Origin of the sequence: Salinicola aestuarinus (assembly GCF_003206645.1) — a bacterium.
GTDB classification, from domain to species: Bacteria; Pseudomonadota; Gammaproteobacteria; order Pseudomonadales; family Halomonadaceae; genus Salinicola; species Salinicola aestuarinus.
This window is the reverse complement of record NZ_PZJP01000017.1, coordinates 317,868-330,749: the sequence shown is the minus strand read 5'-3', so window position 1 is coordinate 330,749 and position 12,882 is coordinate 317,868. Positions and strand designations below refer to the sequence as shown.

Genomic DNA, 12,882 nt, shown 5'->3' with positions numbered 1-12,882 from the left:
ATGACGGCGCTCACCGACCTCACTCTCGATGTCGCGGCCGTGCGCGCCGACTTCCCGATCCTGGATCGGGAAGTTCACGGCAAGCCGCTGATCTACCTCGACAACGCGGCAACCAGCCAGACGCCCTCGGCAGTCATCGAGAGTCTCAGCGACTACTATCGGCGCTACAACGCCAACATCCATCGCGGCCTGCATACCCTGGCCGACGAGGCGACCGCGGCCTACGAGGGTGCCAGGACCAAGATCCAGGCACACCTCAACGCCACGTCTGCGCGTGAGATCGTCATGACGCGCGGGACTACCGAAGCGATCAACCTGGTAGCCAACAGCTGGGGGCGTGCCAACCTGGCGGCCGGCGACGAGGTGATCGTGTCGCTGATGGAGCATCACTCGAATATCGTGCCGTGGCAGCTGCTCGAACGCACGCTGGGCATTGTCATTCGTGTGATCCCGGTGGACGAGCGCGGCGTGCTGGATCTCGAGGCCTACCGCGGGATGCTCAATGAGCGTACGCGGCTGGTCTGCGTCAATCACGTTTCCAACGCGCTCGGCACGGTGAATCCGGTCGCCGAGATCATCCGCGAGGCGCACGCTGCCGACGCGCGGGTGCTGATCGATGGCGCCCAGGCAGTCCCGCATCAGTCGGTCGATGTGCAGTCGCTGGATGCCGACTTCTACGTGTTCTCGGGGCACAAGGTCTACGGGCCGCTGGGTATCGGCGCGCTCTACGCCAAGGCGTCGATCCTGGAGTCGATGCCACCCTGGCAGGGGGGTGGCGAAATGATCTCCCGGGTCTCCTTCGATCGGGGCACCGAGTTCGCGGGGATTCCGCATCGTTTCGAGGCCGGGACGCCGGCAGTCGCCGAGGCGATCGGCCTTGGCGCTGCGCTCGACTGGGTCAACGCCATCGGCATCGAACGTCTGGCTGCCTGGGAGCAGTGGCTGCTTGGACACGCGACCGAGCGACTCGAGCGCATCGATGGTCTGCGTATCATCGGTACGGCGCCGGAGAAGGCGAGCGTGGCGTCGTTCGTCGTCGACGGCGCGCACGCCCAGGACATCGGTCTGCTCATCGATCAGCTCGGGGTGGCAATTCGGACCGGCCATCACTGCGCCCAGCCGGTGCTGGCACATTTCGGCCTCGATGCCACCTGTCGCGCCTCTTTTGCGGTGTATAACACCCCGGAAGAGATCGACGCGTTCGCCGATGCCCTCGAGCACGTGCTGGGCATGCTGCGCTGAACGGGAGAACGACATGAATGCTTCACAGGATCCGGCGGCCCAGGGCCTCTATAAAGGTCAGGAGATGCCGCTACAGCGGGCGGTGGATGTCATTTCCATCCCGTTTGGCAAGACGATCACATTGGACGAAGATAGCGTCGTCTCGGTCATGCAGGCCAAGGGCAGCTCTGTCAGCGTTGGCTATGAAGGCCGGCTCTATCTGATCGAGGGGCACGATTTCGATGCGCTGGGATTGGAGGCGCTGGAGCGGGCAACGCTCGATCCGGCTGCGACGGAGGCCGAAATGGAAGCCTTCGTCTGGGACCAGCTCAAGACCTGCTTCGACCCCGAAATCCCGGTCAACATCGTCGATCTGGGTCTCGTCTACGGCTGTCGGATCGACCGCCTGCTCACCGGTGAGCGGATGGTGGTGATTCGTATGACGCTGACGGCCCCCGGCTGCGGGATGGGGGATGTGATCGCTGAGGATGCCCGACGCAAGATTCTCGGCGCCCCGCAGTTCGCCAAGGTCCATGTGGAAATTGTTTTCGATCCGCCGTGGAGCCGTGAGATGATGACGGAAGAGGCGCGCCTAGAGCTCGGGATGTTCTAAAGCACGTCGGTTGTCGCCGCGTTCGCAAGGCTGACTGTTGGCCGGTCGGTGCATGAGTTTGAAGATCGCCGTGTCGAGCCGTACGGTTCGGTCGATGTCGGGCCGGCGTAGATGGATTGAGGCATCGATCACCCCATGTCGAGTAGCGAGTCCCACTGTCATACCCCACCGCGAGGCGGCCCATCGAGGCCGCCTCGCGTCGTGCATGGGATGCGCCGACTACTGAAGTGGCTTGTCGTCGCTGTGGCTGGCGGGGCCATCGGGCTCGCGCTCGCGATCATCGGTGTCAATATGTGGATCCTGCAGCAGACCCAGAGTCGGATCGAGCATGAGACAATGCTCTGCCGCTCGGAGCCGGTCGGTCTGGTGTTTGGCACGGCACAGTGGCTGCGCCAGGGTGGCCCGAATCCTTACTATCGCGCGCGGATGGAAACGGCAGCCGAGCTGCTTCGGCTCGATCGCATTCAGCACCTGCTGCTATCGGGTGACAACCGGACGCGCTACTACAATGAGCCGATCAGCATGTGGCGGTCGCTTCGTCACCGTAACGTCGACGATGCGCACATGACGCTCGACTATGCCGGTTTCAGCACCTTCGATAGCGTCGTGCGCGCTCGAGAGGTCTTCGGCGCAGACCATCTGGCATTGATTTCACAGGCATGGCATCTACCGCGTGCGCTTTTCATCGCGGATGCATTGGGCATCGATGCGACGGGCTGCGCGGTGCCCGATGACGGCGTCGAGGGCGAGTGGCGGCTGCGGGCGAGGGAGTGGCTGGCTAGGGCGGCGACCTTCGGCGATCTCTATCTCTGGCAGCGAAAGCCCCATTTTCTCGGCCCGCAGGAACCGATTCGCCTGGCGCCGTGACCGCTAGGTCGTCGGCGCTGAGCCCGTATCCGGGTAACGGCGTCGAAGGCGTGAGAGAGCAGGACAGTCGAGTGAGGCTATCCGGGGAGGCGTCTGACATTAGCGCTGACGCTGCTGAACCTTGTTGATCTCTCGAATCAGCGCGCGGCAGTTCTTCCAGCAGCGCTCGAGCGTCGGTTCCAGCACGTCGGGAAGGGGGTGTGTGAAGGCGGTGCCCAGCGCCTGCATGAGCACGCGCTCCTGCTCGAGCAGTTCGCCCAGCAGCACCGCACTGTCATTGCCGACGAAGCTCTTGATACGGCTCCACAGCCAGAGATAGTCGTCGCGTTCGACGTCGGCATCACGGGGCAGCATGTCCAGGTGCTCTCGCACCAGCGCCTGCAGTTCGCGCATCGCCGCGCCGCGCTCTTCGTAATGCGGTTTGAGTGCATTGCGGAGCGCCGGTCGCAGGCGATCGAGATTGTCCTGGAAGTAATCCAGGCTGTCTGCCAGCGCTTCCAGTACGCTGTCGATCGCCACTTGGCGATTGTCGAGAAACATGCGTAGCCACCTCCTGAGGCGACGTGAATTGTGCGGCTGGAAACACTGTTTTACTACCCCTGGCAGGACAAAATTTTAGGTTTTCCGGCGATTCGTCACACCTCAGGCATCAGCCCTTGGGTTTGGGGGGTGCCTTCTGGGCTTGCGCCGCATTTTTTTCGATATGCGCGACAATCAGCCCGGCAATATCCTTGCTGGTCGCCGATTCGATCCCCTGGAGGCCCGGCGAGGAGTTGACCTCCATGATCACCGGCCCGTGATTCGAGCGCAGCAGGTCGACGCCTGCGACGCCCAGGCCCATCGCCTTGGCGGCGCGAACGGCGGTCGAGCGTTCTTCAGGGGTGATGCGGATGACGCTGGCTGTGCCGCCGCGGTGCAGGTTGGAGCGAAACTCTCCCTCGGCGGCCTGACGCTTCATGGTCGCCACGACCTTCTCGCCGATGACGAGGCAGCGGATGTCGGCACCTTTCGCTTCCTTGATGTACTCCTGCACCATGATGTTGGCCTTCATGCCCATGAAGGCCTGGATGACCGATTCTGCGGCCTGCTGCGTCTCTGCCAGTACGACGCCGATGCCCTGCGTCCCCTCGAGCAGCTTGATGACCAGGGGCGCACCCTTGGCCATTTTGATGAGGTCGGGAATGTCATCCGGCGAGTGGGCGAAACCGGTCACCGGTAGGCCCAACCCTTTTCGCGAGAGTAGCTGTAGCGAGCGCAGCTTGTCGCGCGACCGCGTAATCGCCACGGAGTCGTTGAGCACATAGGTGTTCATCATTTCGAACTGGCGGAGCACTGCGCAGCCGTAGAACGTCACCGAGGCGCCGATGCGAGGGATGATCGCATCGAACGCTTCGACTTCCTGTCCCTTGTAGTGCATAGAGGGGCGGTGCGAAGCAATGCTCATGTAGCAGCGCAGGGTGTCGATGACCCGAACGGTGTGGCCGCGCTGTTCAGCGGCCTCGATCAACCGTCGCGTCGAGTAAAGGTTGCGATTGCGGGACAGGATGCCGATATGCATTGTGGTTGACTCCGTGAACGAATCAGGGTTCGCCGTGAAGAAAAGCGGCACCCGGTGCGACCAGCAGGCGGCGCATGGCGCGACGACCCAGCAGCATGGGATGGCGCATGTTACTGCGGTCGGTCAGCGTCAGTTCAATCGGGAAATCGAGCCCTCCCAACACCAGATGGGTGCGAATGACGTAGCGCCATTGGGTATGACCGTTCGAGCTTCGCACCTTGCGACGGTCGTGCAGGGCGACGCGGCATTCGTGGGCTGGCGTGTTGCCACCGCTGATCCGCGTGATGAAGCGTACCCAGGGATGGCCGTTCTCCTCGAAAGGCTCGATCGATTCAGCGTGCAGGGCTGAGGTTCGCGCGCCGGTATCCGCCTTGCAGCAGAGAGTGAGATCCAGCTCCGGCAACGAAACCATCTCGCGCCGCCCGATGATCGCCTTGGCTTGGTAGGGCAATGGTTTCATTCGATCACAGCTTCCATTCGGTAACGCGCCGTCCTACTGCGCTATCCGTCGGCGCCTGGCGCAACATCATCACTATTGGCAACCTTAGGCGGGGGATCAATGCCAAATCGTGAATCACGCGACGAAAGTTAAGTTTTTCACAGGTCGCCAGCCGGTCCAGGAAGCGTTCGAGGCGAATTTCGTGTTCCAGGTGATGCCAGCCCCGGGCCGCTACCGCCACGAGACAGTCGGCGGCCTGCGAGGGGGGAGCGGTGAGCCATTGCTCCAGCCAAGCGCTAGCGAGCGAGGACTCACTGCCGACGATGGCACGCAGCAGCGCGCAGTAACGCTCGAGATCCGCATCGGCCCAGGCGGCATCCAGCTGTGAAATCAGCGTCTTGACGAGCGCGTCGCTGGCGTGACCCTGCTCGAGGCAATAGCAGAGGGGGAGCAGTACCTCCCGGGGCAGTTCGGGCAGTCGTTGCTGCCATATCACGTCATCGAGTGTCTCGCGATCGATGACGAGATCCGCCAGGCCCTGAAGGCCGATCATCTGCCAATTGACCGTTTCCGTCTGAGCGAAGTAGCGCCGCGCCAGTTCGGCATGGGGGGATGCGGGGCGACCGAAATACCTGGCGAGCAGGGCATGCAGTAGCGCCCGCTGGTGAATCTCGGGGTCGAAGGCCAGCGGATTGTCCTGCATCAGGTTCTCGACCGTGGGCTGACTCTCGTCCGCTGCCGAGGTGGTGCCCTCCGCGACCGGGCTGGCGGTTCGCAGCAGCCGCTCCAGAAACGCATCCCGGGAAGCGGGGGAGAGCATGGCCTGCTCGTCGAGAGGCAGAGCAAGAAACCAGATCGCCGGGTCATCCATGCCGGGCCACAGAATGGCGCAGGCGAACTGGGCCTGATCCTTCCAGGGCAGCGGCCAGGGCGTTTGCTCTCGCTCGAAGGACTCGAATGTCTCCAGGGAGAGCCTCTGCACGCGCCGCCCGAGTGTGAAGATCGCGACGTCCGCGTTGGTCTGTTTGAAAAAGTCAGCCAGAGTCTTCATGTTCTCGTCCTTCGGTGTTCGAGGCGGCACTGTAACGCCGAGGTTTAGACGAGAATAGAGGGCGTTCAAAATTTAAGCAGGTCGCGGGAGCGTCGCGCTCTCGCCACGATCCGCGATCTATCCCAAGTTTATCCACAGTCTCTTTCAGCGTTTCTGTTAGCAACCGGCGTTCGATCACGACGATCGAGCGTCATCACGATAGGTAAGGAGTTTTCATGACTGCCCACCATAGCGTTCAGGCGGCGCTGCAGGACCTCGAGGTCGTACTGAAGCGTGCGGACCTCTGGCCGCAGACCCAGCCGGCGCCTGCAGATTTCGAGAGCACGCAGCCCTTTTGCGTCGATACGATGACACTGCCGCAGTGGTTACGATTCGTCTTCATCGCGCGACTGCAGGCCCTGCTTGACGCCCACTCCCCGCTGCCGCAGCACTGCGACGTGGCGCCGGCGATGGAGGTTTATCTCAAGGACTCACCGATGGCGGAAAAGCCCACGGTGATCGCAGCGATCGACCGCGTCGACCGAGCGGTGACCCAGGCGTGAAGTGAGCAGGGCGCGTCTTGCGTCCAGTCTGGGGAGAATACGAAGTCCAGACGTAAAAAAACCGGGCCCATGGCCCGGTTTTTTCGATTCAGCTTCAAGTCTTAGAAGCGAACCATGGCACCGGCGCCCACTGTCAGCGGGTCGATGTCCAGATCGCTGCCGCCGTTGATTTCGGCGTCCACGTCGGCGTACTGAGCAAATGCGTTCAGGCCGAAGTTGTCAGTGATGTTCATGTCGACACCCAGCTGGCCGACAGCACCCCAGGATTCGTCGATGCTGCCCAGGCCGCTGCTTTCATCGCTGAACGTGGTGTAGTTGACACCCAGGCCAGCATAGGGCTGAACGCGTGCATCAGTGCCACCCAGCGGGTAGTACTGCGCCATCAGGTTGATCGGAACCTGCTTGAAGGTGCCGCCTTCAGCATGAACCTGAGTCTCTGTCATGGAGCTCAGTTCGATACCGACATTGTCATGCACCATGGTGCCGAGGCCGAGGTAGGCGCCGGTGTCGCTGTCGGCATAACCCGCGTCGGTTTCGACTTTGGCGATGCCGGCACGGGCGAAGAAGTCACCCTGGCCGTAGGCGAACGCTGCCTGGGTACCGAATGCACAAGCGCCAGCGACGGCCATGGCGGAGAACAGTTTGGTCTTGGTCATGAGTAAGTACTCCCTTATCTACGTCATGAAGCCGTATTACCGGCCTTTACACTCTATGAGACAACGTCTCCATGATAGGAAACGCTGTTCATTAAGTCTAGGGAAATTTTGAAACGGCGTTCTTTTACTCGCCGCAAGAATATTTTCCACGGCTTGATGGCGCGAGCCAGCCGCTACGCTTAACGTAGTTTGCCGTTGCCGAATTCGCCAAGAATGGTGGTACGTTTTCTTTAGTTTGGCGCCGGCGTCACCTTCAGGAGTCTTAATACGTGATCGGAAACGCCAATAATTCCAAAATGCTCAGGACCCCTCACGTCGGCACTATCCTTGCACCGGTACGCCTTGCACCGGTGCGCAATCCGCTCCCTTGCGCTGCGCCTCAACCGTCTCGCTACCGGACGCGCTCGGTATGAGGCGACGAATCAAGCGGGAAGCCAAGACCGCCGCCAAGTTTGGTCTGGTCGGCAGCAGCGCGACCGCCATGCACCTCATCATAGCCGCGACCATGAGCGCTGCGTTGCCTGCGCTCTCCGAGTTTGTCGTCAACTGCTGCGGGTTCATCGTGGCGTTCCAGATCTCTCTTTTCGGCCACCGGCGCCTGACATTTCGCACGCGGGGTCGCGCAAGGCGGTTTTTTCTTCTCGCCGTGCTCGGTTTTGGGTTGAACAACCTCGTGCTGGCGGTGCTGCTGGCCACCACGTCGCTTTCCGGATTCTGGCCGATCGGTATCGCGACGCTTACGGTGCCGCTCATCACCTATGTCGGCGCCCGGCTTTGGGCGTTTCGGGACCAGCCGGCTTGAGTCCAGCCATGAAAAAGGGCTCCCGAGGGAGCCCTAGATCGATCTGGCATGGCCAGGCGCGACTGGCGCCAGGGGTTAACGTTCGATCACTTTGTATTCTCCCGCATCGGCAGTCGCTCGGCTCACCACGATGATGGCGATCAAGGCGGCGATGAAGCCGGGAATGATTTCGTAGACACCCGGTCCGCCCAGGAAGCTGGCGCTCCATCCGAGGGAGATCCATAGGATGACGGTGAGCGCGCCCACCACCATACCGGCAATGGCGCCGGCACCATTGGTGCGCGACCACATCAGCGACAGAATGATCAGCGGACCAAAGGCCGCCCCAAAGCCCGCCCAGGCGTTACTGACCAGCCCCAGTACCTGACTGTCTCGATCGGACGCGATGATAGCGGCAACGATGCCGACTGCCACTACGCTGATGCGGCCGACGCTGACGGTCTGCTTCTCGGAGGCTTGTTTGTTCAAGAACAGGCGGTAGAGGTCCTCGGTCAGCGATGAAGAGGCTACCAGCAGCTGGCTTGAGATGGTGCTCATCACGGCGGCCAGCAGCGCGGCATACAAAAAGCCGGTGACCAGCGGGTGGAACAGCAGATCGGCCAGGACAATAAAGATCGTTTCAGGATCTTCGACGTCGATGCCGTTACGAATGGCGTAGGCGCGGCCGAAAAGCCCCAGGGATACAGCGCCGATTAGCGAAATGGCCATCCAGCCCATGCCGATGTTACGCGCTGTCGGCACATCCTTGAGACTGCGGATGGCCATGAAGCGCACGATGATATGCGGCTGGCCGAAGTAACCCAGGCCCCAGGTCACCGCCGAGAGCCAGCCAATGAAGGTGAGGCCATCGGTCCAGGTCAGCAGGTTGGGGTCTACCTCGTTGAGCGTTTGAGAAGCTTGTGAGAAGCCACCACCGCCTTCGCCGAAGAGTACGACCGCCGGCATGATCACCAGTGCCAGCATCATGATGCAGCCCTGTACAAAGTCGGTCATGCTCACGGCCAAAAACCCCCCTACGACAGTGTAGGCAAGCACCACGATCAGCGTAATGGCAACACCGGTGCCATAGTCGCTTAAGAAGCCGATATTGACGACACCGGCAAACGCGCTCTCGAACAGCTTACCGCCCGCCACCAGGCCAGACGCGGTATACACCGCAAAGAAGATCACGATGACGATCGCTGATACCGTGCGCAGCGCCATGGCTTGGGTCGGAAAGCGATTAGCCAGAAAGGCTGGAATGGTGATGGCGTTGCCGTAGTGCACCGTCTGCTCGCGCAGGCGAGGAGCGACCAGCAGCCAGTTAAAGAAGGCACCGACAAACAGGCCGATGCCAATCCATGCCGATCCCAGGCCTGATACGAACATGGCCCCCGGCAAGCCCAATAGCAGCCAGCCGCTCATGTCCGAGGCACCTGCCGACAATGCGGCAACTTTGGGACTTAAGGTCCGCCCCCCCAGCACGTAGTCCTCGGAAGTCGAAGTTGACGTGCGCATGGCATACACACCAATGCCTATCATGAGCACGAAGTAAGCGATGAGGCTGATCCACACACCGATAGCCATAAAACGTCTCCAGTTTCTGTTATTGGTTCGGAGGCTGCTTTGACGAACCCTGGGTCGGCACCCCAGCCGCATCAAGCACGGCCGGGAATGGGAGTCGTGAAGTTACGAGCACGAGGCTCGTGCGTGTGTCGTTTTCAAACATCGAAAGCGTCCTGCGGTGCTGCGGTGCATTGTCGCCGTTTGCGCCCTGACATCAGTCTCCCATCGCCAGCAGCGTAGCGTTTCCGCCGAGCGCGGCTGTGTTGATTGTACAGGTCTTCTCCGTCGCGAACCGTAGCAGGTAATGCGGGCCGCCCGCTTTGGGGCCGGTGCCTGAGAAGCCCTGGCCGCCGAAGGGCTGTACGCCGACCACGGCACCGATGATGTTGCGATTGACGTAGACGTTGCCGACCTGAAGCCGTGCGGCGACGTGGCGCGTGAAGCTTTCGTTCCGACTGTGGACGCCGAAGGTCAGGCCGTATCCCTTGGCATTGATCGTGTCGATCACGCTCTCGAGCTCGTCGGCGCGATAGCGAACAATGTGCAGAATCGGGCCGAATTGCTCGCGCTCCAAGGCATCGATGCCGTCGATCCGGAACGCCATCGGCGCAACGAACGTTCCGTGCCGGGTCTGGGGCTCGTCGAGCTCGGTCTTCGCCACCAGGCGACCTTCCGCCGTCAGGCGTTCGGCATGCGCGAGCAGACCGTCGCGCGCCTCTTCGTCAATCACCGGTCCGACGTCGGTCCCCAGATCCCGCGGATCGCCAATGCGCAGCTCCTTCATCGCTCCATCGAGAATCTTGATGACACGATCGGCGATGTCCTCCTGGAGATAAAGTACGCGAAGTGCCGAACAGCGCTGTCCTGCGCTCTGGAAGGCCGAGTGGACGACGTCGGCTACCACCTGCTCCGGCAGGGCAGTGGAGTCGACGATCATCGCATTGAGACCCCCGGTCTCGGCAATCAGCGTCGGCAGCGGGGCATTGTCCCGCGCCGCGAGCGAGCGGTTGATGATCTGCGCGGTATCGGTGGAGCCGGTGAACACCATGCCGGTGATGCGAGAGTCACTGCTCAGCACGCTGCCGACGGTGGCACCGTCACCGGGCAGCAGTTGGACGACCTCACGAGGCATGCCGGCTTCGTGGAGGAGTTCGATCACTCGGTGCGCGATCAGCGAGGTCTGCTCGGCGGGCTTGGCGAGCACGGTGTTGCCGGCGACCGCCGCGGCCACGATCTGGCCGGTGAAGATCGCGACGGGGAAGTTCCACGGGCTGATCGCGGCGAAGACGCCTTTGCCACTCATCGATAGCTCATTGGACTCGCCCGTCGGGCCGGGCAGCGGGGTGGGCGCGTCGAACAGCTCTCGTGCCCGGGCGGCGTAATAGCGGCAGAAGTCGACGGCTTCACGAATTTCGTCGACGCCGTCGGTGAGTAACTTGCCGCCCTCGCGGGAGCAGAGCGCCATCAGCTCGGCGAGATTCTCCTCCATCAGATCGGCATGCCGCTCGAGAATCGTCGCGCGAGTTTCCACCGACGTGTCTCGCCATTCGGGGAAGGCTTTCCAGGCACTGCCGATGGCCTGCTCGGTCTGCTCGGCGCTTGCCCACTGGACCTGGCCCACGACCTGGCGACGGTCGTAGGGGGACAGCACACGCTGGAGGCTGTCGGTATCGTCGGATACCTCGAAGGCGAGCAGCGGCTTCGCCGTGTACTCCTGCTCCATGAACTCCGCCATTCGCGCCATCAGCGGACGATACTGGCTGTCCACATTGAGGTTGACGCCTTTCGAGTTGCGCCGTGCCGGGCCATAGATGTCCCGCGGCAACGGAATTTTCGGGTTGGCGTGTCCGTCGACCTGGCGCAGCGTCTCGACCGGATGCACGCAAAGCGATTCCACCGGCACTCTCGGGTCGACCAGTTGGTGGACGAAAGAAGAGTTGGCGCCGTTCTCCAGCAAGCGGCGAACCAGGTAGGGCAGTAGATCCTTGTGCGCGCCAACCGGAGCGTAGATTCGGCAGTAGGTGCCCGTCGGCGCGCGTTGCAGGGCGGCGTCGTAGAGCGCCTCGCCCATGCCATGCAGCCGCTGAAATTCGAAGTGACGATGGGTCCGGTTGGCGAACTCGAGAATCTGGCTAATGGTGTGGGCGTTGTGCGTGGCGAACTGCGGGAAGATACGACCTTGGGTCTCGTCGCAGAGCAGAAAGCGGGCGCAGGCAAGATAGGCCACGTCCGTGCAGGCCTTGCGCGTGTAGACGGGGTAGCCATCGACGCCGAGCTGCTGGGACTCCTTGATCTCACTGTCCCAGTACGCGCCTTTAACGAGACGCAGCGGAATCTCGTCCCCCTGTTCGTCGGCGAGCCGATTGATGTAGTGCAGCACCGGCAGACAGCGGGTGGAGTAGGCCTGTACGACCAGGCCGAAGTGTCCCCAGCCGGTACATACATCACTTTCGAAGACGGCGCGGAAGACCTCGAGTGAAATCTCCAGTCGGTCGACTTCCTCGGCATCGATGGTCAGCGCGACGTGGCCATCCCGAGCCAGTTTGACCAGCGATTTGACGGTGTCGACGAGTTCGTCGAGCACCTGAGCGCGCCGGCCGAACTCGTAGCGCGGGTGCAGCGCGGAGAGTTTGATCGATACTGATGGCGCCGGTGTCGAGGCATCCAGCCGACGGCTGGTATCGCCGACTTCGCGAATGGCGGCGGCATAGTCTTCGTAGTAGCGATTGGCATCGTCGCGGGTACGGGCGGCTTCGCCGAGCATGTCGTAAGAGTAGGTGTAGCCCTTGTCGAACAGCGGCTTGGAGCGCTTGAGCGCCTCGCCAATGGTGCGGCCGAGGACGAACTGCTGGCCCATGATCCGCATCGCCTGATACATGGCGCTGCGGATGACCGGCTCGCCCATGCGATTGACCATCCGATTGATGAAGCTCGCTGGCTTGCCATCTCGCGGCTTGTCCATCTTGAGCACGTTGCCGGTCATCAGCAGTCCCCAGGTCGAGGCGTTGACCAGCCAGGATTCGCTCTGCCCGAGGTAGCTCTTCCACTCCGCCACGCCAAGCTTGTCGTCGATCAGGGCATCGGCAGTCGCCTTGTCGGGCACGCGAAGCAGCGCCTCGGCGAGGCACATCAGCAGTACGCCCTCCTGAGTGTCGAGGCTGTACTGCTGAAGCAGTTCGTCGATGGAGTCGACGGCAGTGTCCATTCCGCGGACGTCGCGTACCAGTGCCGCCGTGGCGTCTCCGATCCGCGCAAAGTCCGCATCGCCTGCCCCCAGCAGGGCTATCAGTTCGTCGACGTAGGCCTGTTCATCGACGATATAATGTTCACTGATACGGGCAAACAGCGTCTCGAGCGAGGTCTGCCACGTGGAAGTATCAAGCATCTGATCGGCTTTAAGCATGGGGCAACCCTGTAAATGACAGGCTCGAGAGATACCGTGCACCGCATGAGAAGTCTGCAGTTCAGCACCGCCTCGGCCGAAATGAAGGAAACTGGCGTTACCTCGACTCTAGCGTGAAACCTCGGCGCCGCGCTTGCCAAATTCCCGGGTTGGCGATGTCAGAAATTGCGGTCGGGCTTACAGGA

Annotated in this window: 12 protein-coding genes; 5 read left to right on the top strand and 7 right to left on the bottom strand. The window is 61.9% G+C overall.

Features of this window, described 5'->3' with window-relative positions:
- The 3 genes from DOM41_RS16845 (at window position 1) to DOM41_RS16835 (ending at window position 2,701) form a co-directional block, all read left to right on the top strand.
- Window positions 1-1,242 carry a cysteine desulfurase gene (locus DOM41_RS16845; RefSeq protein ID WP_110687992.1) on the top strand — a complete coding sequence of 414 codons (1,242 nt, stop codon included), beginning with the start codon at window positions 1-3 and terminating at the stop codon, window positions 1,240-1,242.
- Between the two features lie 13 nt (window positions 1,243-1,255).
- Window positions 1,256-1,834 carry a putative Fe-S cluster assembly protein SufT gene (sufT, locus tag DOM41_RS16840; protein ID WP_110687991.1) on the top strand — a complete coding sequence of 193 codons (579 nt, stop codon included), beginning with the start codon at window positions 1,256-1,258 and terminating at the stop codon, window positions 1,832-1,834.
- A gap of 210 nt (window positions 1,835-2,044) precedes the next feature.
- Window positions 2,045-2,701 carry a SanA/YdcF family protein gene (locus tag DOM41_RS16835; protein WP_110687990.1) on the top strand — a complete coding sequence of 219 codons (657 nt, stop codon included), beginning with the start codon at window positions 2,045-2,047 and terminating at the stop codon, window positions 2,699-2,701.
- 99 nt (window positions 2,702-2,800) lie between these two features.
- Here the strand turns inward: DOM41_RS16835 and DOM41_RS16830 are convergent, their stop codons facing one another.
- The 4 genes from DOM41_RS16830 to DOM41_RS16815 form a co-directional block, all read right to left on the bottom strand.
- Entirely contained in the window at window positions 2,801-3,241 is a 441-nt protein-coding gene (locus tag DOM41_RS16830; RefSeq protein ID WP_110687989.1) for a ferritin family protein, read from the bottom strand.
- Between the two features lie 109 nt (window positions 3,242-3,350).
- Window positions 3,351-4,259, bottom strand: a complete 909-nt coding sequence (gene rimK / locus DOM41_RS16825) for a 30S ribosomal protein S6--L-glutamate ligase (RefSeq protein ID WP_110687988.1) — start codon at window positions 4,257-4,259, stop codon at window positions 3,351-3,353.
- A 22-nt stretch (window positions 4,260-4,281) separates the two neighbouring features.
- Complete coding sequence (locus DOM41_RS16820) at window positions 4,282-4,719, bottom strand: ATP-dependent zinc protease family protein (protein WP_110687987.1); 438 nt, start codon at window positions 4,717-4,719, stop codon at window positions 4,282-4,284.
- A gap of 4 nt (window positions 4,720-4,723) precedes the next feature.
- Entirely contained in the window at window positions 4,724-5,749 is a 1,026-nt protein-coding gene (locus tag DOM41_RS16815; protein ID WP_110687986.1) for a DUF3549 family protein, read from the bottom strand.
- Window positions 5,750-5,964: 215 nt separating this feature from the next.
- Between DOM41_RS16815 and DOM41_RS16810 the strand changes: the two genes are divergently transcribed.
- Complete coding sequence (locus tag DOM41_RS16810; protein WP_110687985.1) at window positions 5,965-6,291, top strand: YqcC family protein; 327 nt, start codon at window positions 5,965-5,967, stop codon at window positions 6,289-6,291.
- A gap of 101 nt (window positions 6,292-6,392) precedes the next feature.
- On the opposite strand, the gene DOM41_RS16805 is transcribed toward DOM41_RS16810, so the two are convergent.
- Window positions 6,393-6,947 (bottom strand): OmpW/AlkL family protein, encoded by a 555-nt coding sequence (locus DOM41_RS16805; RefSeq protein WP_110687984.1) that lies wholly within the window; start codon window positions 6,945-6,947, stop codon window positions 6,393-6,395.
- A 409-nt stretch (window positions 6,948-7,356) separates the two neighbouring features.
- On the opposite strand from DOM41_RS16805, the gene DOM41_RS16800 reads away from it, so the two are divergent.
- Window positions 7,357-7,749 (top strand): GtrA family protein, encoded by a 393-nt coding sequence (locus DOM41_RS16800; RefSeq protein WP_110687983.1) that lies wholly within the window; start codon window positions 7,357-7,359, stop codon window positions 7,747-7,749.
- Window positions 7,750-7,824: 75 nt separating this feature from the next.
- Here DOM41_RS16800 and putP read toward each other — a convergent pair whose 3' ends face one another.
- Together putP and putA are read right to left on the bottom strand one after the other, a co-directional pair.
- A complete protein-coding gene (gene putP / locus DOM41_RS16795) occupies window positions 7,825-9,315 on the bottom strand; it encodes a sodium/proline symporter PutP (RefSeq protein ID WP_110687982.1) in 1,491 nt (496 codons plus the stop codon).
- A 193-nt stretch (window positions 9,316-9,508) separates the two neighbouring features.
- A complete protein-coding gene (putA, locus tag DOM41_RS16790; RefSeq protein WP_110687981.1) occupies window positions 9,509-12,697 on the bottom strand; it encodes a bifunctional proline dehydrogenase/L-glutamate gamma-semialdehyde dehydrogenase PutA in 3,189 nt (1,062 codons plus the stop codon).
- Window positions 12,698-12,882: the final 185 nt, after the last annotated feature.